The sequence below is a fragment of the Streptomyces sp. NPDC048659 genome (assembly GCF_040650575.1).
Taxonomy (GTDB): Bacteria; Actinomycetota; Actinomycetes; order Streptomycetales; family Streptomycetaceae; genus Streptomyces.
This window is the reverse complement of the sequence record NZ_JBEZHM010000066.1, coordinates 17,456-39,488: the sequence shown is the minus strand read 5'-3', so window position 1 is coordinate 39,488 and position 22,033 is coordinate 17,456. Positions and strand designations below refer to the sequence as shown.

The window sequence follows — 22,033 nt, the reverse complement described above, 5'->3', positions numbered from 1 at the left end:
CGGGGGGCTGTCGTCCGGCCGAGCATTACCCCTCGACCCCCGCGTTCACGCGAACACCGGAATAGTCATATGAACGCCACGGGGCGCCGGTCGGGAGGCCGCTCGTCACGCCCACGGTAACCACCGCCACCACCGGCACCACCACGGTTGTCGTCACGACGGAAGCCGCCGCCGCGCCGGCTAGCGCCGGCCGGGTGGGTCCGTCGCCTCGTCGGCGAGTTCCTCCAGGGCGCGCCATATCTCCGTCGTCACCCGCACCGCCTCCTCCGTGTCGCCCGCCTCGCACGCGTCGATCAGGCGCGCGTGGAGCTCGGCGGAGCCGCAGCTCCCGGCGTCACCGAAGAGGCGGCGCTCGACCCGGCGGATCAGGGGCGTGTAGCGGTCGATGGTGGCGGCCACCGCGTGGTTGCCGCTCGCGCCGACGAGCACGTCGTGGAGCTCGTCGTCGGCGCGCAGCGCGCCCTCGACGTCCGAGGAGCGCACGGCCTCGGCGAAGCGCGCGTTGGCCTCGCGCATCGCCCGGATGCCCTCGGGGCCGAGCAGCGGCACGGCGGTGCGGGCGGCGAGTTCGTGCATCACCCGCACCACGGAGGCGGCGTCCCGCACCACCCGGCTGACCAGCCGGGTGACCCGGGTGTAGCTCTGCGGCTTGGTCTCCACGAGGCCCTCGTCGCCGAGCCGCACCAGGGCCTCGCGCACGGGCGCGCGCGAGAGGCCCAGGCGGTCGGCGAGGTCGGCGTCCTTGACCACGGAGCCGGGCGCGAGCTCACCGCGGACGATGGCCTCGCGCAGCGCCTCGTACGCGCGGTCGCGCAGCAGGGTCCGGCCCACCGGCCGTAAAGCGTCCATGGGCTGACATGTTAGGTGTCAGCCCATGGGGGCACCAGGTCCTCAGGCGTCAGCGACGGGGCTGCCGACGCCACGGTCCGGTGATGGCGAGCATGATGCCCGGCTCCTGGATGTTGGCGAAGAGGGTGTCGCCGTCGGGCGAGAAGCAGACGCCGGTGAACTCGCTGTCGTTCAGGTCGTTGCGGGCGATCGGGTAGGTCCGGCCGCTCTCGGTCGCGCCGAAGAGGTGCTGGACACCCTCGCCGTCCTCGGCGATGACGACGCCGCCGTACGGGGAGACGGTGATGTTGTCGGGGCCGTCGAAGGCGCCGTCCTCGTCGGGGGCCGCGTTGACGCCGAGCAGCACCTGGAGGGTGAGGGTGCGGCGCTTGGGGTCGTAGAACCAGACCTGGCCGTCGTGCGCGGCGCCGGGGCTCTCCGCACGGGCGTACGAGGAGACGATGTAGGTGCCGCCGTCGGCCCACCACATGCCCTCCAGCTTGCGGGCGCGGGTCACCTCCCCGGCGCCGAACTGCTTGCGGACGGGGGTCTTGCGGGCGTCGCGGTCGGGCACGTCGACCCAGTCCACGCCGTAGACCGTGCCGATCTTCGTGGCGCGGGAGAGGTCGTCGACGAACCGGCCGGCCGAGTCGAAGCACTTGAACGCCTGGAGGACACCGGCGTCGTCGGCGAGGGTGGCGAGGCGGCCCCGGCCGTGCTCGAAGCCCTTCGGCGGGACCCAGCGGAAGAACAGGCCGTTGGGGCCGGAGGCGTCCTCGGTGAGGTAGGCGTGGCCGCGCTTGGGGTCGATGACGACGGCCTCGTGGGCGTACCGGCCGAGGGCCTTGACCGGCTTCGGGTTCCGGTTGGCGCGGTGGTCCTGCGGGTCGACCTCGAAGACGTAGCCGTGGTCCTTGGTCATGCCGTTCTTGCCGGCCAGGTCCTCGGTCTCCTCGCAGGTCAGCCAGGTGCCCCAGGGGGTGCGCCCGCCCGCGCAGTTGGTGGAGGTGCCGGCGATGCCGACCCACTCGGCGACGGTGCCGTCGCGGTGCACCTCGACGACCGTGCAGCCGCCGGCCGCCGCCGGGTCGTAGACCAGGCCCTCGGTGAGCGGCACCGGGTGGTCCCAGCCGGAGCGGGGGCCCTTGAGCTCGTGGTTGTTGACCAGGTACGTGGTGCCCCGGCGGCCCGCGAAGGTGGCGGTGCCGTCGTGGTTGGAGGGCGTGAACTCGCCGGACTCCAGGCGGGTGACGCCGCTGTGGGTGAGGACGCGGTACGTGAAGCCCTTGGGCAGGGCGAGCACGCCGGCCGGGTCCGCGACCAGCTCGCCGTAGCCGAGCCGGTGGCCGTGGCCGTGCCCGTGGTCGTGGCCGTGGCCCTCGCCGTGGCCGCCGAACTCCTGCGGGTCGTCGGCGGCGAGCGCCTCCGGCGCCGTGGCGAGCGCGCCGACCGAGCCGGTGAGCGCGAGGCCGGCGCCGGTGGCGGCGGACTTCTTGGCGAACTCTCTGCGGTTGAGAGACATGACGGTTCTTCTCCCTGTCGTCACCCGGTGTCGCGGCACACGGTCGCGCCCCCGTATAAACGGCGGTTGAACAGAAAGGCGATCCTTCATGAACCTGCCACAGAGCGGCCGGCGCGTTCTGGTCAGCGGTGCCTCGCGCGGCCTGGGCCGCGCGGTGGCCCGCGCCTTCGCGGCCAACGGCGACCGGGTGGCCGTGCACTACGGCTCGCGCGCGGAGGAAGCCCGCGCGACCCTCGACTCCCTGGAGGGCACCGGGCACGCGCTGGTCGGCGGCGACGTGTCCGATCCGGCCGCCGCGGCGCGGCTCGTGGACGAGGCGGCGGAGGCGCTGGGCGGCCTCGACGTGCTGGTGAACAACGCGGCCGTCAACCTGCCGCACCCGCCCGCGAGCACCCCGTACGAGGAGTGGGTGGAGCTCTGGCAGCGGCACGTCTCGGTGAACCTGCTGGGCACCGCGTATCTGAGCCAGCGGGCGGCCCGGCGGATGATCGACACGGGGGTGCCCGGCCGGATCGTCAACATCGGCTCGCGCGGCGCCTTCAAGGGCGAGCCCGACCATCCCGCCTACGGTGCCACCAAGGCGGCCGTGCACGCCCTGGGCCAGTCGCTGGCCGTGGCCCTCGGCCCGCACGGGATCGGGGTGGCCTCGGTCGCCCCGGGCTTCTTCGCGACCGAGCGGGTGGCGCCCCGGCTCGCGGGCCCGGAGGGCGGGGCGATCCTGGCGCAGAGCCCCTTCGGCCGGGTCGGCACCGCGGCGGAGGTCGCGGCGGCCGTCCGCTGGCTCGCCTCCCCCGAGGCCCAGTGGGCCTCGGGGACGGTGCTGGACCTCAACGGGGCCTCGTATCTGAGGACGTGAGGGGCGGGACGGCTCCCTTCGGCCCGCCGGTCAGCCCTTCGAGCGGGCCTTGAAGGCCGCCTTGCGGGCCTCCTTCGCCGTGGGCTTGTCGCGGTGGAGGCGGCCCATGGCCTCCAGGACCTCGGCCGTCGCCGGGTGCTCGACCCGCCAGGCCGCCTCGAAGAAGCCGCCGTGCCGGCTGGTCAGGCCCTCGATGAGGTCCTGAAGCTCGGTCAGGTCGCCGTCGGAGTCGAGGTGCGCCGCGATGGTGTCGATGGCCAGCCAGAAGATCATCGACTCCGGCGGGGCCGGGATGTCCGCCGCGCCGTGCTCGGCGAGCCAGACCCGGGCGAGCCCGCCGAGCTGCGCGTCGTCCAGGACCTCCCGGACGGCCGGCTCGGCCTCGGCGCCGACCAGCGACAGGGCCTGCTGCGCGTGCAGCCGGCGCAGCGGGGAGGCCGGGTCGGCGCCCCGGGCCGCGGCGAGCAGGTCACGGGCGGCGGTGCCGGGCTCGCGGGCGGCGAGCCAGCCGACGGTCTCGGCGCGGGCGGCGTCCTGCGGGTAGCCGGCGATGCCGTCGAGGAGGACGTCGGCGCTCTGGTCGGCGAGCTCGCCGACCGCGGGGACGGCCAGCCCGGCCTCCAGCATCCGGGCGCGCACCCCGTACAGGCCGAGCGGGGTGAGCCGGACCATGCCGTAGCGGCTGACGTCCTCGTCGTCGAGGTTCGGGGCGGGCGGGGCGGGCTCCTCGCCCTCCTCGACCATCAGGGCCTCGTCGACGGGGTCGTACTCGACCAGCCCGATCGGTTCGAGCACGCGGAACTGCTCGTCGAGCCGCATCATCGCGTCGGAGACCTGCTCCAGGACGTCGTCGGTGGGCTCGCCCATGTCGTCGGGGACGACCATCGAGGCGGCGAGCGCGGGCAGCGGCACCGGGCCCTCGCCCGCGCCGCCCTCGCTGACGGTCAGCAGGTAGAGGTTGCCGAGCACGCCCTCCAGGAACTCGGCCTCGCCCTCCGGGTCCCAGTCCAGCGCCTCGAAGTCGATCCGCCCGTCCTCGCCGACGAGCGCGTCCAGGTCGTCGAGGTCGTCGAAGAAGGGCGCGGCGGCGTCGGCGAAGACGGTGTCGAAGCCCTCCAGCCAGATCGCCAGGACGTCCTGCGGGGAGCCGCCGGTGAGCAGCGCCAGGTTCTCGCCGGGGGTGACGGTGCCGTCGGCGGCGCCCGGGTCCTCGGCGGCGCCGTCCGCGTCCTCGGCGGACCCGTCCTCGGCGGCGCCGTCCTCGACGTCCACGAGGCCGGTGTCCACGGCGAGCCGCCACGCCTCGCTCGCGTACGCCTCGGCGTCCGGGTCGCCGGTCAGGCCGAGGACCTCGGCGGCGGCGGGCAGCTGCTCGTCGACGAGCTCGCCGCCCGCCCCGACCCGGGTCTCCGGTCCGGCCCAGCGGGCGAGCCGCACGGCGCGCGCGAGGAGGGGGGTGGCCAGGGCGTCCCGCGCCAACTCCGCGTCCGAGTGCAGGCGGACGGGTGGAAGGGTCTGGCGGTCGGGTGCCATCTGGGGTGTTCTCCTCGACGAGAGCGGGGGCCTGCGCGGCGCTGTGAGCGCCTTTCAGCGTAGACGCATTCGGAGGGCGGTCCGGCGGTTCACGGACGCGTCAGCCTTCGTACACCCGTCGACCACCCGCCGACCCTTGACAAGTGGAAGGGTCTGGAACGAAATTGACGCGCGTAGAACGTTTCGATCGTTTCTCCAAGCCCTCACGGAGCTCCCTGATGTCTTCCTCCATACCGAGATCGGCCGCCGTCGCCGCCGTCGTCTCCGCCGCGCTCGCCGCCGGCCTGCTGGGCGGCGCGTCCGCCTCGGCCGACGACGTGACGTCCGGCGCGGCCCCCGTACGCATCCACGACATCCAGGGCACGACCCGGGTCTCGCCGCTGGCCGGCAAGCCGGTCGCGGGTGTCACCGGCATCGTCACCGGCGTGCGCACGTACGGCTCGCGCGGCTTCTGGATGCAGGACCCGCAGGCCGACGACAACCCCGCGACCAGCGAGGGCATCTTCGTCTTCACGAGCTCCGTGCCGACGGTCGCCGTCGGCGACGCGGTCAGCGTCAACGGCTCGGTGACCGAGTACGTGCCGGGCGGCCTGACCTCGGGCAACCAGTCGCTGACCCAGATCTCCAAGCCGGTCGTCACGGTCCTGTCGAAGGGCAACGAGGTCCCGGCGCCCGTCACCATCTGGCCCTGGTCCGTGCCGTCCGCGTACACCCCGGAGGGCGACCCGGCGGCCGGCGGCTCCATCAACGGCCTCACCCTGGAGCCGAAGAAGTACGCCCTGGACTACTACGAGTCCCTGGAGGGCACCAACGTCCGCATCGGCTCCTCGCGGGTGGTCGGCGCCACCGACCCGTACTCCGAGCTGTGGGTGTCGGTGAAGCCGTTCGAGAACCCCAACCTGCGCGGCGGCACGGTCTACGGCTCGTACGACTCCCAGAACACCGGCCGCCTCCAGATCCAGCAGCTCGCGCCGATCGCGCAGCAGCCCTTCCCCAAGGCGAACGTGGGCGACTGGCTGGTCGGCCCCACCGAGGGCCCGCTGGACTTCAACCAGTTCGGCGGCTACACCCTGGTCGCGAACACCCTGGGCAAGCACGTGGGCCTCGGCCTGAAGCGCGAGGTGACCCAGAAGCAGCACAAGAACGAGCTGGCGGTCGCCACGTACAACGTCGAGAACCTCGACCCGACCGACCCGCAGGAGAAGTTCGACGCGCTCGCCAAGGCGGTCGTCGAGAACCTGGCCTCGCCCGACATCGTCGCCCTGGAGGAGATCCAGGACGACAACGGCGCCAAGAACGACGGCACGGTGACGGCCGGCGAGACGGTGAAGAAGTTCACCGACGCGATCGTCGCGGCCGGCGGCCCGGCGTACGAGTGGCGCTCGGTCGACCCGCAGAACAACAAGGACGGCGGCGAGCCCGGCGGCAACATCCGTCAGGTCTTCCTCTTCAACCCGGAGCGGGTCTCCTTCGTGGACCGCGCGGGCGGCGACGCGACGACCGCGACCGGCGTCACGGGCACCAAGGGCGACACCCACCTGACCCTGTCCCCCGGCCGGATCGACCCGGCGAACACCGCCTGGGAGAACAGCCGCAAGCCGCTCGCGGGCGAGTTCACCTTCCGCGGCCGCACGGTGATCGTGGTCGCCAACCACTTCGGCTCCAAGGGCGGCGACGAGTCCATCGTCTCGCACCACCAGCCCCCGACCCGCTCCTCGGAGGCCAAGCGCCTCCTCCAGGGCCAGGCCGTGAACGCCTTCGTGAAGGACGTCCTCGCCCTGGACAAGCAGGCCGACGTGCTGGTCCTCGGCGACATCAACGACTTCGAGTTCTCCGGCACCACGAAGGCGCTGACCGACGGCGGCGCGCTGTACCCGGCGATCACGTCGCTGCCGCGCAGCGAGCGCTACTCGTACGTCTACCAGGGCAACAGCCAGGTCCTGGACCAGATCCTGACCAGCCCCGGCGTGCGCCACTTCGCGTACGACAGCGTGCACATCAACGCCGAGTTCGCGGACCAGAACAGCGACCACGACCCGCAGGTCCTGCGCTTCCGCCCGTAACACCCCAGGCACGGGTGTGCGAAGCTGCGGGCCATGATCCTGCGCCCCGCCACCCGTGCCGACCTGCCCGCCGTCCTCGCGCTGCTCGCCGACGAGGAGCGGGTGGTGGACCCGGCCTCGGTGCCCGTGACCCCCGCGTACGAGCGGGCGTTCGCGGACATCGAGGCCGACCCGCGCAACGAGGTCCTCGTCCTGGCGGACGGTCCGCTGATCGTCGGCTGCCTCCAGGCCACGTACATCCCCGGGCTCGGCAAGGGCGGCGCCGAGCGGGCCCTGATCGAGGCGGTCCGGATCCGGGCCGACCGGCGCGGCGGCGGGCTGGGCCGGGAGCTGATGGAACGCGCGGTGGCCCGGGCCCGCGCCCGGGGCTGCGCGCTGGTCCAGCTGACGAGCAACAAGGAGCGCACGGAGGCCCACCGCTTCTACGCCTCGCTGGGCTTCGCCCGCAGCCACGACGGCTTCAAGCTGTCCCTCTAACGCTTGTCGGGCGATAAACCGCCTTTATGGGTCGATCAACCGGGATGATCTACCTAGGGAGGCCGGTGCGGCTCAGGGTGGGATGGTGCCCATGCCCCCGGCGAAACGACGAATCCCTTGAAATCCACGCGCATTGCCCTCCTCGCGGCCGTCTCGGTCCTGGCCCCCCTGAGTGGGGCGGCCACCCCCGCGCTGGCGAGCGAGGCGGGCCCGCCGGCCGTGTCGTCCTCCGACGTGCCGGGCGAACGGAAGACGGCCCCCGCCCTGGTCTTTCCCGTAGTGACCGGCATTCCGGAACGCTTCGTGGCGGGCGGCGACTGGCAGGAGTTCGCGCTCACCCTGGACAACACCGGGAGCGAGGTGGTGACGGATCTCGTGAGTGACCTGGAGTGGTACTTCGACGACAACGATCCCGGCATGCTGCCGAGCCAGGTGCACGTCCAGATCATGGTCGACGGGGTGTGGCGGACGCCGGGAACGGTGCCGTGGGAGCAGAGTCCCCACCTCGTGGCCTCGGCGCCGGCGCTGGTGCACTATCCCCTCCCGCCCGGGAAGAGCAGCTTCCCGCTGCGCATGAAGTTCACCGAGGACATCGCGACGCAGAAGTTCAAGTTCCACGGGGCGGTGTCGGATCACCACAGCCCCGGGACGGACGACTGGGTGGATTCCGAGATCGTACGCCCGGACCCCGGCCCGGACCCTGAGCCGACCCCGGACCCGGAACCGACCCCGGACCCGGAACCGACACCGGACCCGGAACCGACACCCGATCCGACGCCTACCCCGGATCCCACACCCACCCCCACGCCCACGCCCGATCCGACGCCGACTCCCGACCCGACGGGTTCCCCGTCCCCGGACCCCGGCTCCGGCGCGGCGAGCGGGGGCGACGGGGACACTCAGGGCGCGACCGCCGGATCCGCCGGGACGGCCGGGGCGGCCGGGGCGGAGAGCGAGGCGGGCGGCGAGCTGGCCCGGACCGGCGGCTACACCGCTTCCTGGCCCCTCGCCGCGGGCGCGACGGCGGTCACCCTCGGCACCACCCTGAGCCTGCTCGCCCGCGCTCGCCGGCGCCGCTCGGAAGGCTGACGGCCCGGCCGGCTAGCCGAGCAGGTGCCCGCCGCCGTCCACGAGGAGGACCTCGCCCGTGATGTACGAGGCCCTGGCCAGGTCGTGGACGGCCTCGGCGATGTCCTCGGGGCGGCCCACCCGGCGCAGCGGCACCACGGAGGCGACGTGCTCCTTGGCCGCGTCGGCGCCCTCGACGCCGTCGAACCAGGGGGTGTCGATGAGGCCGGGCGCGACGGCGTTGACGCGGACTTCGGGGCCGAGGGTCTTGGCGAGCAGCAGGGTCATGTGGTTGACGGCCGCCTTGGTCACCGCGTACGGGATGGAGCTGCCGCCGGGCCGGACACCCGCCTGCGAGGAGATGTTCACGATGGCGCCGCGCGCCGCGCGCAGGTGGGGCACGGCGGCGGTGACGGTCTGCCAGACGCCGATGACGTTGACGTCGTAGAGGTGGCGCCAGACGTCGGGCGAGGCGGCCTCGAAGTCGTCGTGGGGGATGAACCGGGTGGTCCCGGCGCTGTTGACGAGCAGGTCCAGGCGGCCGAAGTGCGCCACCGTGTCCGCGACGAGCCGGGTGGCCTGGGCCTGGTCGGAGACGTCGGCCCGGAGGTAGTGGGCGCCGGGGAGTTCGGCGGCGAGCTTCTCGCCCGCCTCGACGGAGCGGGCGGAGTTGACGGCGACCCGGTAGCCCGCGGCGGCGAGCCTGCGGGCGACGGCGGCCCCGATCCCGGAGGAGGAGCCGGTGACGAGGGCGACGGGCTGCTGTTCGGTCATGGTGCGGGTCCTTGTCTCGTGGCCTCCTGTCGCGCAGGGGGATCATGCCAGAGACGCGCGACGGCCCGCCGTCCCGGGAGGGGCGGCGGGCCGTGCGGTGGTGCCGGGGTCAGGCGGCGCCGGGGTCAGGCGGAGTCGGTCGTGCGGGTGCTGCCGAGGATGGCGGCGTGCTCCAGGACGTCCTCCAGCGGGTCGTCGATCTGCCCGGTGGAGATGAGGGCGACCTTCGGGCCGTTGTGCGAGTGGCTGTGCGTCTCGTCGGCCTCGGCGGCGCCCGCCGGGAGCACCACCGCCGCGACGGCGAACGCGCCGGTGAGCACCGACCGGGCCCTGAGCGTCTCGCCGATCCCGCTGATCGCGCTGATCCTCGCCATGGTCATCATGTCGACCTTCCCCTCGCCTGTATGACTGTCGTACGGCCCCCGCGCTCTGTTAACGCGGGGACCCACGGGTCAGTTGTGGCTGTGGAGGATCTCGTTGAGGCCGCCCCAGTTCGCCTTGTACGGGCGGGCCTCGACGGCGCCGGTGACCGAGTTGCGGCGGAACAGGATGTTGTCGGCGCCGGACAGCTCCAGGGCCTTGACGATCTGGCCGTCGGGCATGGTGACGCGGGTGCCCGCGGTGACGTACAGGCCGGCCTCGACGACGCACTCGTCGCCGAGCGCGATGCCGATGCCCGCCTCGGCGCCGACCAGGGTGCGCTCGCCGATCGAGATGATCTGCTTGCCGCCGCCGGAGAGAGTGCCCATGGTGGAGGCGCCGCCGCCGATGTCGGAGCCGTCGCCGACGACGACACCGGCGGAGATGCGGCCCTCGACCATGGAGGTGCCGAGGGTGCCGGCGTTGAAGTTGACGAAGCCCTCGTGCATGACGGTGGTGCCGGCGGCGAGGTGGGCGCCGAGGCGGACCCGGTCGGCGTCGGCGATGCGGACGCCGGCGGGCACGACGTAGTCGGTCATGCGGGGGAACTTGTCGATCGAGGTGACCTGGAGGTGCAGGCCCTCGGCGCGCGCGTTGAGGCGGACCTTCTCGATGTCGTCGACGGCGACCGGGCCGAGCGAGGTCCAGGCGACGTTGGCGAGCAGGCCGAAGACGCCGTCCAGGCTCTGGCCGTGCGGCTTGACCAGCCGGTGGCTGAGCAGGTGGAGGCGCAGGTAGGCGTCGTGCGCGTCGAGCGGCTTGTCGAAGAGCGAGGCGATGACGGTGCGGACGGCGACCACCTCGACACCGCGGCGGGCGTCCACGCCGAGGGCCTTGGCGGCGCCGTCGCCGAGGGCGTCGACGGCCTCGTCGGGGCCGAGCCGCTCGGTGCCCGCGGGGCCGGGGTCGGCGGTCAGCTCGGGGGCGGGGAACCAGGTGTCGAGAACGGTGCCGTCGCCGGCGATGGTGGCGAGGCCGGCGGCGACGGCGCCGGTGGAGCGAGGAGCAGTGGTCATGCGGAAAACCTAACCGGCGGGCCCCCGCGCGGGCCAACCGGTCTCAGGTGTCGGTCCCGCTCCTGGCGGTTCGGACGAGCCGGGCCCCGGCCGCTTGGGCGCTTCGTTCAGGCCCGCCCCAGCACCCGGCCGAGCATCTCGCGGGTGTACTCCTCGTCGTACCGGCCGCCGGTGAGCAGGACCTGGAGGCAGATGCCGTCCAGGAGCGCGATGACGGCGCGGGCGGTGGCCGGGTCGGTGCGCGGGGCGAGGCAGGCGGTGACGTCCTCGGCCCATTCGTCGGCGACGGGCCGCAGGGCGGGGCGGCGCAGGGCGGCGAGGTAGAGCTCGTACTCCAGCTCGACGCCGGTCCGGTCGCCGCCGATCCAGACGCCGACGAGCCGGGCGAGGGCGGCGGCGAGGTCGCTGCCGGGGTCGGCGACGCCGGGGTCCTCGCGCAGGGCGCGCCCGAGGTTGTCGTTGGCGCGGCGCAGGGCGGCGACGAGGAGTTCGTCGAGGGAGCCGAAGTGGTACGTGGTGGAGCCGAGCGGCACGTCGGCCTCGGCGGCGACGGTGCGGTGGCTGAGCCCGGCGATGCCGGCGCGGCCGACGACGCGCAGGGCGGCGTCGACGATGCGCTCGCGCCGGTCGGGGTCGTGGCGCCTGGGCCGGGCCATCAGTGGGCGCCGCCCATGTTGAGGACGGCGACCCCGGCGATGATCAGGACGATGCCGGCGATCTTGGCGAGGTTCATGGACTCGCCGAGGAAGAGCGCGCCGATGGCGGCGACGGCGGCGGTGCCGACGCCGGACCAGATGGCGTAGGCGGTGCCGACCTGGAGGGTCTTGAGCGCCTGGGCGAGCAGGGCGAAGGCGATCAGGTACCCGGCGCCGGTGACGAGCGAGGGCACCAGCCTGGAGAAGCCGTCGCTGTACTTCATGGACGTGGTGGCGACGATCTCGGCCACGATGGCGCCCGCGAGCAGTCCGTATCCCATGTGTACGAGCGTACACATGGGCGGACGCTACCGTGTGGCCATGACACATCCCTCGGGGCAGCCCGGATACGAGCACGGGTACGGGCACGGATACGGCTACGGATATCCGCCCCCTCCCCCACCGCCGAAGCCCGGCGTCATACCCCTGGCGCCGATGACCTTCGGCCAGATCCTGACGGGCGCGTTCAGCGCCTTCGGGCGCTACTGGAAGCCGCTGCTGGGGGTCGCCGGCATCGCCTACGCGGGCGCCACCGCGCTCGTCGTCGGCGCCCTCCTGATCGGCTGGTCCGCCGTGTCGGACAACGTCGACCGCCTCTCGAACCTGCCGCACGGCCAGGAACCCGACGTCGCCGACATCCAGGGCCTGTTCGTCGCCTTCGGCTGCGCCTGGCTGACCGGCGCGGTCGCCCTCGTGCTGGCCAACGCCCTGGTCTACGCCGCCGTCCCGGTCGTCGCGCAGGAGGCGGTCCTGGGCCGCCCCGTCGGCTTCGGCGCCGTCTGGCGCCGCGCCTGGTCGCGGCTGGGCGCGGTGCTGAGCTCGGTCCTCCTGTCGATGCTGGCCATGTTCGTACCGGCGCTGTTCTTCCTGGTCGGCGGCGGCGTCATGCTGTTCGGCATGGTCGCGCGCCTCGACGCGTCCGACGGCGAGCACGTCGCCCCCGACTCGGGCTTCGTCGTCGCCTTCCTGCTGCTGGTCCTCGTCGGGATGGCGACGATCCCGGTCGGCCTGTGGCTCTGGGTGAAGTTCGCCCTGGCCCCCTCGGTCGCCGTGATCGAGGGCGCGGCCGCCATGGCCTCCCTGCGCCGCTCGGCCGCCCTGGTCCGCGGCTCCTGGTGGCGGATCTTCGGCTGCATGATCGCGGCGGGGGCGATGGTGGCCGTGGCCAGCTGGGCGATCCAGCAGGTGTTCTCGCTGCTGGCCTGGTTCCCGATGGCGACCATGCCCTTCGACGCCGAGGCGGCCCCCACCGAGGTCCTCACCTCGATGTCCGTGATGCTGGCCGTCCTCCTGGTCGGCAGCATCGCCTGCCAGGCCGTCCTGGCCCCCTTCCAGCCCCTGGTCTCCACCCTGCTCTACGTGGACCAGCGCATCCGCAAGGAGAACCTGGCCCCGACCCTGGCGCGGGCCGCGGGCGTGGCCTGACCGGTCCGGGACACGCGTGAGGGCCGCACCCTCGAAGGGATGCGGCCCTCGTCGCGTACCGCCGTGGCGATGTCGATCAGACGTTGAACCCGAGCGCGCGGAGCTGCTCGCGGCCGTCGTCGGTGATCTTGTCGGGGCCCCACGGGGGCATCCAGACCCAGTTGATCTTGAGCTCGTTGACGATGCCGTCGGTCGCGGACTTCGCCTGGTCCTCGATCACGTCGGTCAGCGGGCAGGCCGCCGACGTCAGCGTCATGTCCAGCGTCGCGACGTTCGACTCGTCGATGTGGATGCCGTAGATGAGGCCCAGGTTGACGACGTCGATGCCCAGTTCGGGGTCGACGACGTCGTACAGCGCCTCGCGGACTTCTTCCTCGGAGGCCGGCTTCATCGTGGCCTCGGCGTTCTCGGTCATGCCGACTTCCTCTCAGCGTCGGAGCCCAGTGCCTGGGCCGTCGCGTCCTTCCACGCCATCCAGCTGAGCAGCGCGCACTTCACCCGGGCGGGATACTTCGAGACCCCGGCGAACGCGACCGCGTCCTCCAGGATCTCCTCCATCGCGTCGTCCGGCTCGATCTGGCCCTTGGACTGCATCAGCTCCAGGAACGTGCCCTGGATCCGCTGCGCCTCGGCCAGCTCCTTGCCGACGAGCAGATCGTTGAGGACGGACGCCGACGCCTGGCTGATGGAGCAGCCCTGGCCCTCGTACGACACGTCCTCGATCCGCGAGCCGTCGTACTTCACACGGAGCGTGATCTCGTCACCACAGGTCGGGTTGACGTGGTGCACCTCGGCGTCGCCGTCCCGCAGACCGCGCCCGTGCGGGTGCTTGTAGTGGTCCAGGATGACGTCCTGGTACATCGAATCCAGCTTCACGAGGCGTCCCCTAGCCGAAGAAGTTCCGTACGTGCTCCAGACCCGCGACGAGGGCGTCGACCTCGCCGGGGGTGGAGTACAGATAGAACGACGCTCGCGTGGTCGCCGGAATTCCGTAGCGCAGGCAGACCGGGCGCGCGCAGTGGTGGCCGACGCGGACGGCGATGCCCTGCTCGTCGAGGACCTGGCCCACGTCGTGCGGGTGGATGTCGCCGAGCGTGAAGGAGATCGCCGCGCCGCGGTCCTCGGCCGTGGTGGGGCCGATGATCCGCAGGTCCGGGACCTCCTGGAGGCGGCGGACGGCGTATTCGGTGATCGCGTGCTCGTGGCGCGCGATGTTCTCCATGCCGATCGCCGACAGGTAGTCCACGGCCGCGCCGAGGCCGACGGCCTGGGCGATCGGGGGCGTACCCGCCTCGAACTTGTGCGGGGCCGGAGCGTAGGTGGAGGAGTGCATCGAGACGGTCTCGATCATCTCGCCGCCACCGAGGAACGGCGGCAGGTCCTCCAGCAGCTCCTGGCGGCCCCAGAGCACGCCGATGCCGGTCGGGCCGCACATCTTGTGGCCGGTGAAGGCCACGAAGTCGGCCTGCAGCGCCTGCACATCGAGCACCATGTGCGGGGCGGCCTGGGAGGCGTCGATGCAGACGAGCGCACCGACCTGCTGGGCCCGGCGGATGATCGTCTCGACCGGGTTGACCGTGCCGAGGAGGTTGGAGACCAGGGTGAAGGAGACCACCTTGGTCTTCTCCGTGATCAGCTCCTCTATGTTCGACAGGTCGAGCCGGCCGTCGTCGGTGAGGCCGAACCACTTCAGCTTCGCGCCGGTGCGCTGCGCGAGCAGCTGCCACGGGACGATGTTGGAGTGGTGCTCCATCTCCGTGATGACGATCTCGGTCTCGTGGTCCACGCGGTAGGGCTCGTCGGCCCAGCCCAGCATGTTGGCCACGAGGTTGAGCGACTCGGAGGCGTTCTTGGTGAAGATCACCTCGTCGCGGCTCGGCGCGTTGATGAAGGCGGCGACCTTGTCGCGGGCGCCCTCGTACAGCGCGGTGGCCTCCTCGGCGACCGTGTAGACGCCGCGGTGGACGTTGGCGTTGTGCCGCTCGTAGTACGCGTTCAGAGCGTCGAGGACCTGGCGCGGCTTCTGCGAGGTGGCCGCGGAGTCCAGGTAGACGATCTTCTTGTCGTCGTGGACCAGACGATCCAGGAGCGGGAAGTCCTTGCGGATCGCCTCGGTGTCGAGGAGGCCGGTCAGCCCCTGATGGGCGGAAGTCACGCGGATGCGCCACCCTTCACGTACTTGTCGTAGCCCTCGTTCTCCAGCTGGTCGGCGAGCTCGGCGCCACCGGACTCGACGATGCGGCCGTTCGCGAAGACGTGCACGAAGTCGGGCTTGATGTAGCGGAGGATCCGCGTGTAGTGCGTGATCAGCAGGGTGCCGACCTCGCCGGTCTCGCGGACGCGGTTGACGCCCTCGGAGACGATGCGCAGGGCGTCGACGTCGAGGCCGGAGTCGGTCTCGTCGAGGATCGCGATCTTCGGCTTGAGCAGTTCGAGCTGGAGGATCTCGTGGCGCTTCTTCTCGCCGCCGGAGAAGCCCTCGTTGACGTTGCGCTCGGCGAAGGCCGGGTCCATGGAGAGCTGCTCCATCGCGGACTTGACCTCCTTCACCCAGGTGCGCAGCTTGGGGGCCTCGCCGCGGACGGCGGTGGCGGAGGTGCGCAGGAAGTTGGAGACCGAGACGCCGGGGACCTCGACCGGGTACTGCATGGCCAGGAAGACGCCGGCGCGGGCGCGCTCGTCGACCGACATCTCCAGGACGTCCTCGCCGTCGAGGGTGACGGTGCCGCCGGTGATCGTGTACTTCGGGTGGCCGGCCAGCGAGTACGCCAGGGTCGACTTGCCGGAGCCGTTCGGGCCCATGACGGCGTGGGTCTCGCCCTGCTTGATGGTCAGGTCGACACCCTTGAGGATCTCGCGCGGACCGTTCTCGGCCTCGACGGAGACGTGCAGGTCGTGGATTTCAAGCGTTGCCATGGGTGACTCAGGACTCCTGGGTGACGGAGACGAGCACATCGTCCCCTTCGATCTGTACGGGGTATACGGGGACGGGGCGCGTCGCGGGAAGGCCGGACGGCTTGCCGGTGCGGAGGTCGAACGCGGAGCCGTGCAGCCAGCACTCGATCTGGCAGTCCTCCACCTCGCCCTCGGAGAGGGAGACGTTCGCGTGCGAGCAGATGTCGTGGATCGCGTACACCTCGCCCTCGGTGCGGACGACGGAGACCGGCGTGCCGTCGAGTTCCACCCGCTTCGGGGTGTCCTCCTCCAGCTCGCTCAGCGCACAGGCGCGGACGAAGGCCATCAGACGGACGCCTCCAGCTCCGTCTCGATCTTGGCGAGCAGGCGCTCCTGGACGTCCGGGAGGCCGATCTGCTGGACCAGCTCGGCGAAGAAGCCGCGGACGACGAGGCGGCGGGCCTCGGCCTCCGGGATGCCCCGGGACATCAGGTAGAAGAGCTGCTCGTCGTCGAAGCGGCCGGTGGCGGAGGCGTGGCCGGCGCCGGCGATCTCGCCGGTCTCGATCTCCAGGTTCGGCACCGAGTCGACCCGGGCGCCGTCCGTGAGGACCAGGTTCCGGTTGAGCTCGTACGTGTCGGTGCCCTCGGCCGCGGCCTCGATGAGGACGTCGCCGATCCAGACCGCGTGGGCGGCCTCGCCCTGGAGCGCGCCCTTGTAGGCCACGTTGGACTTGCAGTGCGGGACGTTGTGCGTGACCAGGAGGCGGTGCTCCTGGTGCTGCCCGGCGTCCGTGAAGTACAGGCCGAAGAGCTCGGCCTCGCCGCCGGGGGCCGTGTAGGTGACCCGGGGGTGGATGCGGACCAGGTCGCCGCCGAAGGTGACGACGACGGACTTGAAGGAGGCGTCGCGGCCGATCAGCGCGTTGTGCTGGGCGACGTGGACGGCCTTCTCGTCCCAGTCCTGGACGGAGACCACGGTGAGCTTGGCGCCGTCGCCGAGGACGTAGTCCACGTTGGCGGCGAGCACCGCGTCACCGGTGTGGTCGATGACCACGACGGCCTCGGCGAAGGCGCCGAGCTCGATGACCTGGTGGCCGAAGGCGACCCCGCCCCGGCCGTGCACCGCGATGCGGATCGGCTCGGTGAGGACGGCCTCCTTGGCGACGGTGACGACCGACGCCTTCTCGAAGGAGGTGTACGCCTGGGCGGCGACCCGGTCGACCGGCTTGCCGGCCTTGCCGAGGCGCGCGTCGTCGCGGCCCACGGTCTCCACGGTGACCCCTTCGGGGGCCTCGACCTCGACGGTGACGCCCTCGCCGGAGACGACGGCGGTGCCGTCGTGCAGGCCGCGCAGGCGCTCCAGGGGAGTGAAGCGCCACTCCTCCTCGCGGCCGTGCGGGACGGGGAAGTCCGCCACGTCGAAGGACGGCGGGGCGCTCATGCGCGTGGCGACGGTGGACTCGGCGGCCACCGCGATGGAGCCCGCGGTGGTGGAGCCCGCGGGGATGTTCTGACCCTCAGCCATGGCTGTCGTCTTGCTCTCTTCCTGCGTACGTAAAGAAAATCGGTCGCTGCGGGGCGGTGCGGTGGGCCTTAGCCGACCGAACCCTCCATCTGCAGCTCGATCAGCCGGTTGAGCTCCAGCGCGTACTCCATCGGCAGCTCCTTCGCGATGGGCTCGACGAAGCCGCGGACGATCATGGCCATCGCCTCGAACTCGGTCAGACCGCGGCTCATCAGGTAGAAGAGCTGGTCCTCGGAGACCTTGGAGACGGTGGCCTCGTGGCCCATGGAGACGTCGTCCTCGCGCACGTCCACGTAGGGGTACGTGTCGGAGCGGGAGATGGTGTCGACGAGCAGCGCGTCGCACAGGACGTTCGACTTGGAGCCCGGGGCGCCCTCGCCGATCTCGATGAGACCGCGGTAGGAGGTGCGGCCGCCGCCTCGCGCCACCGACTTGGAGACGATGTTCGAGGAGGTGTTCGGCGCCATGTGGACCATCTTGGCGCCGGCGTCCTGGTGCTGGCCCTCGCCCGCGAAGGCGATGGAGAGGGTCTCGCCCTTGGCGTGCTCGCCCATCAGGTAGACGGCCGGGTACTTCATGGTGACCTTGGAGCCGATGTTGCCGTCGACCCACTCCATGGTCGCGCCCTCGTAGGCGACGGCGCGCTTGGTCACCAGGTTGTAGACGTTGTTCGACCAGTTCTGGATGGTCGTGTAGCGGCAGCGGCCGCCCTTCTTCACGATGATCTCGACGACCGCGGAGTGCAGCGAGTCCGAGGAGTAGATCGGGGCGGTGCAGCCCTCGACGTAGTGGACGTAGGCGTCCTCGTCGACGATGATCAGCGTCCGCTCGAACTGGCCCATGTTCTCCGTGTTGATACGGAAGTACGCCTGGAGCGGGATCTCGACGTGCACGCCCTTCGGCACGTAGATGAAGGAGCCGCCGGACCACACGGCCGTGTTCAGCGAGGCGAACTTGTTGTCGCCGACCGGGATGACGGTGCCGAAGTACTCCTTGAAGAGCTCCTCGTGCTCCTTCAGGGCCGTGTCGGTGTCGACGAAGATGACGCCCTGCTCCTCCAGGTCCTCGCGGATCTGGTGGTAGACGACCTCGGACTCGTACTGCGCGGCGACACCGGCGACGAGGCGCTGCTTCTCCGCCTCCGGGATGCCGAGCTTGTCGTACGTGTTCTTGATGTCCTCCGGCAGGTCCTCCCAGGACTCGGCCTGCTTCTCGGTGGACCGCACGAAGTACTTGATGTTGTCGAAGTCGATGCCGGAGAGGTCGGAGCCCCAGGTCGGCATGGGCTTCTTGCCGAAGAGCCGCAGACCCTTGAGGCGCAGCTTCAGCATCCACTCGGGCTCGTTCTTCTTGGAGGAGATGTCGCGGACGACGTCCTCGTTGAGACCGCGCTTGGCGGTGGCGCCGGCCGCGTCCGAGTCGGCCCAGCCGTACTCGTACCGACCCAGGCCCTCGAGCTCGGGGTGGCTGATCTCGGTGGTCATGCGGGGTTCCTCCCGGCCGTGCTTGCGGATGCAGGTGATGAACTGGTCTGTGGGCCCTGGTGGGGGCCGCTGTGCGGGATGAAGGTCGTGCAGACGCCGTCACCGTGGGCGATGGTGGCCAGGCGCTGGACGTGGGTCCCGAGGAGGCGGGAGAAGATCTCCGTCTCCGCCTCGCACAGCTGGGGGTACTGCTCGGCGACGTGGGCGACCGGGCAGTGGTGCTGGCAGAGCTGCTCGCCGACCGGCGCGTGACGCGCAGTGGCAGCGTACCCGTCGGCGGTGAGCGCCTTGGCGAGGGCCTCGGTGCGGTCCCGCGGGTCGGCCGACTCGACGGCCTCGCGGTACGACTCGGCCTGGGCCTCGACGCGGTCGCGGGCGAAGGCGGCGACGGCCGCCTCTCCCCCGGCGTTGCGCTCGATCCAGCGGAGCGCCTCGACGGCCAGGGAGTCGTACGACTGGTCGAAGGCGTCGCGACCGCAGTCGGTCAGCGCGAAGACCTTCGCGGGACGGCCCCGGGTGCGGGTGCCGTAGACGCGCTTCTCGCGGGCCTCGACGACGGAGTCGGCGACCAGCGAGTCGAGGTGGCGGCGGACGGCGGCCTGGGTGAGGCCGAGCCGCTCGGCCAGGTCGGCCACGGTCGAGGGTCCGTGATCCAGGATCGACCGCGCGACCCGGTTGCGCGTGGAACGCTCCCGGGTCGCGAGTTCCTCCACCGGAGCCGCGCCAACGTTTTTCACAACGCCATTGTTGCGTAATTAATCGGGGAGTGACAAGCCGCCCCGTCGGCGGTGACGATGTCGTACATCACTCAGGTAAGGCTTACCTGACCTGCGGAAATGATCATTCGTGGGATGTTTCCGGCCGTCCGGTGAACCAGTACGAGCCGCCCACCAGCAGCCCTCCGCCCACGATGTTGCCCGGCACCGTGAAGAGCAGGTTGCGCAGCAGATCGCCGAAACCGGCCGTCCCGTCGAGGATCGCGAGCGAGAACAGCGCCATGTTCGCGACACAGTGCTCGAAGCCCACCGCCACGAACACCAGCACCGGCAGCCACAGCACGACCAGCTTCGCCCCGTCCCCCTTGGCCCGGTAGAACATCCAGATCGCCAGGCACACGAGCATGTTGCAGAGCACCGCCCGCCAGAAGAGCTGCCCGCCCCCGAGCGCCTCCTTGCCCGCCACCATCTCCGCCAGCATCGCCTTCGCCGAAGGTGTCGACACCACCCCGGAGGCGTGCACCATCGCCCCGAAGAGGAAGGCGCCCAGGAAGTTGCCGCCCAGCGACAGGCCCCAGCCGGCGGCCAGATCACGCCAGCCCGTACGGCCCGAGAGCGCGCCCAGCAGCATCACCATCACGTTGCTCGTGAACAGCTGCGCCCCGGCGAACATCACGATCGTCAGCGCGATCGGGAAGACCGCGCCCTCCAGCAGCTTCACCGCCGGCGAGTGCCCGGCCACGAACGGCGAGATCGCGACCAGCAGCAGCACCTCGCCGATCCCGATGTACGCGCCGGCCAGCACGGCCGAGAAGGTGTACCGGCCGGGGCGCGCCAGCTCGTGCGCCTTGTGCTCGGCCTGACCGACCGTCTCCCGCAGGTTCTCCGCCACACTGATCACCCTGTCGACGCTAGCCCCGCCCCGGCCGGTGAAGCGCGCGTAAAGGTCCCGACTCAAGGGACCCGGGCCCCGCGCCGGAGGGACCTTCGCCCCCTCTCTAGACTTCCGGCATGCGAAACGAGTCCGACGCGCCCGCCGTCCGGGTCCGGGGCCTGGTCAAGCGGTACGGCACCAAGACCGCCGTCGACGGCCTCGACCTCGACGTCCGGACCGGCACCGTCACCGCCGTCCTCGGGCCCAACGGCGCCGGCAAGACCACCACCGTCGAGACCTGCGAGGGGTACCGCCGTCCGGACGGCGGCACCGTGCGGGTCCTCGGCCTCGACCCGGTCGCCGACGCCGCCGCGCTGCGCCCCCGGGTCGGCGTGATGCTCCAGTCCGGCGGCGTCTACTCCGGCGCCCGCGCCGACGAGATGCTCCGCCACATGGCGAAGCTGCACGCCCACCCGCTGGACGTCGACGCCCTCGTCGAGCGCCTCGGCCTCGGCTCCTGCGGCCGGACCGGCTACCGGCGCCTCTCCGGCGGCCAGCAGCAGCGCCTGTCGCTCGCCATGGCCGTGGTCGGCCGCCCCGAGCTGGTCTTCCTCGACGAGCCGACCGCCGGCCTCGACCCGCAGGCCCGCCGCGCCACCTGGGAGCTGGTCCGCGAGCTGCGCGCCGACGGCGTCACCGTCGTGCTCACCACCCACTTCATGGACGAGGCCGAGGAGCTCGCCGACGACGTCGCCATCATCGACGCGGGCCGGGTCGTCGCCCAGGGCAGCCCCGAGGAGCTGTGCCGCGGCGGCGCCGAGAACACCCTGCGCTTCACCGGCCGCCCCGGGCTCGACCTCGGCTCGCTGCTCAAGGCGCTGCCGGACGGCACCGCCGCCGCGGAGCCCACCCCCGGCGCGTACCGGCTCACCGGCACGGTCGACCCCCAGCTGCTCGCCACCGTCACCAGCTGGTGCGCGCAGCACGGCGTGATGCCCGAGCGGATCTCCGTCGAGCGGCACACCCTCGAAGACGTCTTCCTCGAACTGACCGGCAAGGAGCTGCGCGGATGAGCACGGGTACGTACGCGCCGAAGCCGGGGGCCGCGCCCGTCGGCCGCATGATCGCCGCGCAGACCGCGCTGGAGACCCGGATGCTGCTGCGCAACGGCGAGCAGCTGCTCCTCACGGTGATCATCCCCTCGCTGCTGCTCGTGCTGTTCTCGACGGTGGACATCGTCGACACCGGCACGGACAAGGCCGTCGACTTCCTCGCCCCCGGCGTCCTCGCGCTCGCCGTGATGTCCACCGCCTTCACCGGGCAGGCCATCGCGACCGGCTTCGAGCGCCGGTACGGGGTGCTCAAGCGACTGGCCGCCTCGCCGCTGCCGCGCTGGGCGCTGATGACCGCCAAGACGCTGTCGGTGCTGGTCACCGAGGTGCTCCAGGTGCTGCTCCTGACCGCGATCGCGCTCGGGCTCGGCTGGTCGCCGCAGGGCGACCCGTTCTCCGTCCTGGTGCTGCTCGTCCTCGGCACCGCCGCCTTCTCCGGGCTCGGCCTGCTGATGGCCGGCACCCTCAAGGCGGAGGCGACGCTGGCCGCCGCCAACCTGGTCTTCCTGCTGCTTCTGGTGGGCGGCGGGGTGATGGTGCCGCTGGAGAAGTTCGGCGCCGCCGGCGACGTGCTGGCCTACCTGCCGATCTCGGCGCTCTCGGACGGGCTGCGGGACGTGCTCCAGCACGGCGCCTCGCTGCCCTGGGGCGACGCGGCGATCCTCGCGGTGTGGGCGGTGCTGGGCCTGGGCGCGGCGGCCCGGTTCTTCCGCTGGGAGTAGGGCCCGCCCCGGGGGGCGCCGGGTCC

The 22,033-nt window shown here is 71.8% G+C and carries 24 protein-coding genes; 7 read left to right on the top strand and 17 right to left on the bottom strand.

Features of this window, described 5'->3' with window-relative positions:
* Positions 1-180 precede the first annotated feature (180 nt).
* Together AB0C99_RS33855 and AB0C99_RS33850 are read right to left on the bottom strand one after the other, a co-directional pair.
* Positions 181-849 (bottom strand): GntR family transcriptional regulator, encoded by a 669-nt coding sequence (locus AB0C99_RS33855; RefSeq protein ID WP_362483399.1) that lies wholly within the window; start codon positions 847-849, stop codon positions 181-183.
* Between the two features lie 49 nt (positions 850-898).
* Positions 899-2,350 (bottom strand): alkaline phosphatase PhoX, encoded by a 1,452-nt coding sequence (locus AB0C99_RS33850; protein WP_362483397.1) that lies wholly within the window; start codon positions 2,348-2,350, stop codon positions 899-901.
* Between the two features lie 88 nt (positions 2,351-2,438).
* Between AB0C99_RS33850 and AB0C99_RS33845 the strand changes: the two genes are divergently transcribed.
* Positions 2,439-3,206 carry an SDR family oxidoreductase gene (locus tag AB0C99_RS33845; protein WP_362483395.1) on the top strand — a complete coding sequence of 256 codons (768 nt, stop codon included), beginning with the start codon at positions 2,439-2,441 and terminating at the stop codon, positions 3,204-3,206.
* 30 nt (positions 3,207-3,236) lie between these two features.
* On the opposite strand, the gene AB0C99_RS33840 is transcribed toward AB0C99_RS33845, so the two are convergent.
* Positions 3,237-4,739 (bottom strand): hypothetical protein, encoded by a 1,503-nt coding sequence (locus tag AB0C99_RS33840; protein WP_362483393.1) that lies wholly within the window; start codon positions 4,737-4,739, stop codon positions 3,237-3,239.
* A gap of 218 nt (positions 4,740-4,957) precedes the next feature.
* Between AB0C99_RS33840 and AB0C99_RS33835 the strand changes: the two genes are divergently transcribed.
* The 3 genes from AB0C99_RS33835 to AB0C99_RS33825 all read left to right on the top strand — a co-directional run bounded on the left by AB0C99_RS33835 (position 4,958) and on the right by AB0C99_RS33825 (position 8,368).
* Positions 4,958-6,802, top strand: coding sequence for an endonuclease/exonuclease/phosphatase family protein (locus AB0C99_RS33835; RefSeq protein ID WP_362483391.1), 1,845 nt, complete (start codon positions 4,958-4,960; stop codon positions 6,800-6,802).
* A 33-nt stretch (positions 6,803-6,835) separates the two neighbouring features.
* On the top strand, positions 6,836-7,279 hold the full coding sequence (locus AB0C99_RS33830; protein WP_362483390.1) for a GNAT family N-acetyltransferase: 444 nt from the start codon (positions 6,836-6,838) through the stop codon (positions 7,277-7,279).
* 117 nt (positions 7,280-7,396) lie between these two features.
* Positions 7,397-8,368: a hypothetical protein gene (locus AB0C99_RS33825; protein WP_362483388.1), complete on the top strand. Its 972-nt coding sequence runs from the start codon at positions 7,397-7,399 to the stop codon at positions 8,366-8,368.
* 12 nt (positions 8,369-8,380) lie between these two features.
* Here AB0C99_RS33825 and AB0C99_RS33820 read toward each other — a convergent pair whose 3' ends face one another.
* From AB0C99_RS33820 to AB0C99_RS33800, 5 genes are all read right to left on the bottom strand, one after another.
* Positions 8,381-9,121 carry an SDR family NAD(P)-dependent oxidoreductase gene (locus AB0C99_RS33820; protein WP_362483387.1) on the bottom strand — a complete coding sequence of 247 codons (741 nt, stop codon included), beginning with the start codon at positions 9,119-9,121 and terminating at the stop codon, positions 8,381-8,383.
* Positions 9,122-9,246: 125 nt separating this feature from the next.
* Positions 9,247-9,495 carry a hypothetical protein gene (locus tag AB0C99_RS33815; RefSeq protein WP_362483386.1) on the bottom strand — a complete coding sequence of 83 codons (249 nt, stop codon included), beginning with the start codon at positions 9,493-9,495 and terminating at the stop codon, positions 9,247-9,249.
* A gap of 78 nt (positions 9,496-9,573) precedes the next feature.
* Complete coding sequence (gene dapD, locus AB0C99_RS33810; RefSeq protein WP_362483385.1) at positions 9,574-10,557, bottom strand: 2,3,4,5-tetrahydropyridine-2,6-dicarboxylate N-succinyltransferase; 984 nt, start codon at positions 10,555-10,557, stop codon at positions 9,574-9,576.
* 107 nt (positions 10,558-10,664) lie between these two features.
* Positions 10,665-11,213 (bottom strand): TetR family transcriptional regulator, encoded by a 549-nt coding sequence (locus tag AB0C99_RS33805; protein ID WP_362483383.1) that lies wholly within the window; start codon positions 11,211-11,213, stop codon positions 10,665-10,667.
* Positions 11,213-11,533 (bottom strand): multidrug efflux SMR transporter, encoded by a 321-nt coding sequence (locus tag AB0C99_RS33800; RefSeq protein WP_362483381.1) that lies wholly within the window; start codon positions 11,531-11,533, stop codon positions 11,213-11,215. Before AB0C99_RS33800 ends, AB0C99_RS33805 begins: the two co-directional genes overlap by 1 nt.
* A gap of 40 nt (positions 11,534-11,573) precedes the next feature.
* Between AB0C99_RS33800 and AB0C99_RS33795 the strand changes: the two genes are divergently transcribed.
* Complete coding sequence (locus AB0C99_RS33795) at positions 11,574-12,677, top strand: oxidoreductase (RefSeq protein ID WP_362483379.1); 1,104 nt, start codon at positions 11,574-11,576, stop codon at positions 12,675-12,677.
* 76 nt (positions 12,678-12,753) lie between these two features.
* Here AB0C99_RS33795 and AB0C99_RS33790 read toward each other — a convergent pair whose 3' ends face one another.
* From AB0C99_RS33790 to AB0C99_RS33750, 9 genes are all read right to left on the bottom strand, one after another.
* Positions 12,754-13,092, bottom strand: coding sequence for a metal-sulfur cluster assembly factor (locus tag AB0C99_RS33790; RefSeq protein WP_362483377.1), 339 nt, complete (start codon positions 13,090-13,092; stop codon positions 12,754-12,756).
* Entirely contained in the window at positions 13,089-13,553 is a 465-nt protein-coding gene (gene sufU / locus AB0C99_RS33785) for a Fe-S cluster assembly sulfur transfer protein SufU (RefSeq protein ID WP_362483375.1), read from the bottom strand. Before sufU ends, AB0C99_RS33790 begins: the two co-directional genes overlap by 4 nt.
* A 10-nt stretch (positions 13,554-13,563) precedes the next feature.
* A complete protein-coding gene (locus tag AB0C99_RS33780) occupies positions 13,564-14,832 on the bottom strand; it encodes a cysteine desulfurase (protein ID WP_362483374.1) in 1,269 nt (422 codons plus the stop codon).
* The gene (gene sufC / locus AB0C99_RS33775; protein ID WP_351664868.1) at positions 14,829-15,593 is read right to left on the bottom strand and encodes a Fe-S cluster assembly ATPase SufC; all 765 of its coding nucleotides are present in this window, start codon (positions 15,591-15,593) and stop codon (positions 14,829-14,831) included. Before sufC ends, AB0C99_RS33780 begins: the two co-directional genes overlap by 4 nt.
* Positions 15,594-15,600: 7 nt before the next feature.
* Complete coding sequence (locus AB0C99_RS33770; RefSeq protein WP_362483372.1) at positions 15,601-15,918, bottom strand: bifunctional 3-phenylpropionate/cinnamic acid dioxygenase ferredoxin subunit; 318 nt, start codon at positions 15,916-15,918, stop codon at positions 15,601-15,603.
* Entirely contained in the window at positions 15,918-17,099 is a 1,182-nt protein-coding gene (gene sufD, locus AB0C99_RS33765) for a Fe-S cluster assembly protein SufD (RefSeq protein ID WP_362483370.1), read from the bottom strand. The genes AB0C99_RS33770 and sufD overlap by 1 nt, the downstream gene beginning before the upstream one ends.
* A gap of 68 nt (positions 17,100-17,167) precedes the next feature.
* On the bottom strand, positions 17,168-18,583 hold the full coding sequence (sufB, locus tag AB0C99_RS33760; RefSeq protein WP_362483368.1) for a Fe-S cluster assembly protein SufB: 1,416 nt from the start codon (positions 18,581-18,583) through the stop codon (positions 17,168-17,170).
* On the bottom strand, positions 18,580-19,320 hold the full coding sequence (locus AB0C99_RS33755) for a metalloregulator ArsR/SmtB family transcription factor (protein ID WP_362483366.1): 741 nt from the start codon (positions 19,318-19,320) through the stop codon (positions 18,580-18,582). The genes sufB and AB0C99_RS33755 overlap by 4 nt, the downstream gene beginning before the upstream one ends.
* 103 nt (positions 19,321-19,423) lie before the next feature.
* Entirely contained in the window at positions 19,424-20,200 is a 777-nt protein-coding gene (locus tag AB0C99_RS33750; RefSeq protein ID WP_362483364.1) for a formate/nitrite transporter family protein, read from the bottom strand.
* 110 nt (positions 20,201-20,310) lie between these two features.
* On the opposite strand from AB0C99_RS33750, the gene AB0C99_RS33745 reads away from it, so the two are divergent.
* Positions 20,311-21,246: an ABC transporter ATP-binding protein gene (locus AB0C99_RS33745; RefSeq protein ID WP_362483362.1), complete on the top strand. Its 936-nt coding sequence runs from the start codon at positions 20,311-20,313 to the stop codon at positions 21,244-21,246.
* Complete coding sequence (locus AB0C99_RS33740) at positions 21,243-22,007, top strand: ABC transporter permease (protein ID WP_362483361.1); 765 nt, start codon at positions 21,243-21,245, stop codon at positions 22,005-22,007. The genes AB0C99_RS33745 and AB0C99_RS33740 overlap by 4 nt, the downstream gene beginning before the upstream one ends.
* Positions 22,008-22,033: the final 26 nt, after the last annotated feature.

Excerpts from the sequence above, each read along its gene's own strand:
- AB0C99_RS33770 (WP_362483372.1), bottom strand. The coding sequence starts at position 15,918 with ATGGCCTTCGTCCGCGCCTGTGCGCTGAGCGAGCTGGAGGAGGACACC.
- AB0C99_RS33795 (WP_362483379.1), top strand. The coding sequence starts at position 11,574 with ATGACACATCCCTCGGGGCAGCCCGGATACGAGCACGGGTACGGGCAC.
- dapD (WP_362483385.1), bottom strand. The coding sequence starts at position 10,557 with ATGACCACTGCTCCTCGCTCCACCGGCGCCGTCGCCGCCGGCCTCGCC.
- AB0C99_RS33840 (WP_362483393.1), bottom strand. The coding sequence starts at position 4,739 with ATGGCACCCGACCGCCAGACCCTTCCACCCGTCCGCCTGCACTCGGAC.
- AB0C99_RS33855 (WP_362483399.1), bottom strand. The coding sequence starts at position 849 with ATGGACGCTTTACGGCCGGTGGGCCGGACCCTGCTGCGCGACCGCGCG.
- AB0C99_RS33850 (WP_362483397.1), bottom strand. The coding sequence starts at position 2,350 with ATGTCTCTCAACCGCAGAGAGTTCGCCAAGAAGTCCGCCGCCACCGGC.
- AB0C99_RS33815 (WP_362483386.1), bottom strand. The coding sequence starts at position 9,495 with ATGGCGAGGATCAGCGCGATCAGCGGGATCGGCGAGACGCTCAGGGCC.
- AB0C99_RS33740 (WP_362483361.1), top strand. The coding sequence starts at position 21,243 with ATGAGCACGGGTACGTACGCGCCGAAGCCGGGGGCCGCGCCCGTCGGC.
- sufB (WP_362483368.1), bottom strand. The coding sequence starts at position 18,583 with ATGACCACCGAGATCAGCCACCCCGAGCTCGAGGGCCTGGGTCGGTAC.
- AB0C99_RS33805 (WP_362483383.1), bottom strand. The coding sequence starts at position 11,213 with ATGGCCCGGCCCAGGCGCCACGACCCCGACCGGCGCGAGCGCATCGTC.
- AB0C99_RS33745 (WP_362483362.1), top strand. The coding sequence starts at position 20,311 with ATGCGAAACGAGTCCGACGCGCCCGCCGTCCGGGTCCGGGGCCTGGTC.
- sufC (WP_351664868.1), bottom strand. The coding sequence starts at position 15,593 with ATGGCAACGCTTGAAATCCACGACCTGCACGTCTCCGTCGAGGCCGAG.
- AB0C99_RS33790 (WP_362483377.1), bottom strand. The coding sequence starts at position 13,092 with ATGACCGAGAACGCCGAGGCCACGATGAAGCCGGCCTCCGAGGAAGAA.
- AB0C99_RS33845 (WP_362483395.1), top strand. The coding sequence starts at position 2,439 with ATGAACCTGCCACAGAGCGGCCGGCGCGTTCTGGTCAGCGGTGCCTCG.
- AB0C99_RS33835 (WP_362483391.1), top strand. The coding sequence starts at position 4,958 with ATGTCTTCCTCCATACCGAGATCGGCCGCCGTCGCCGCCGTCGTCTCC.
- AB0C99_RS33830 (WP_362483390.1), top strand. The coding sequence starts at position 6,836 with ATGATCCTGCGCCCCGCCACCCGTGCCGACCTGCCCGCCGTCCTCGCG.
- sufD (WP_362483370.1), bottom strand. The coding sequence starts at position 17,099 with ATGGCTGAGGGTCAGAACATCCCCGCGGGCTCCACCACCGCGGGCTCC.
- AB0C99_RS33820 (WP_362483387.1), bottom strand. The coding sequence starts at position 9,121 with ATGACCGAACAGCAGCCCGTCGCCCTCGTCACCGGCTCCTCCTCCGGG.
- AB0C99_RS33800 (WP_362483381.1), bottom strand. The coding sequence starts at position 11,533 with ATGGGATACGGACTGCTCGCGGGCGCCATCGTGGCCGAGATCGTCGCC.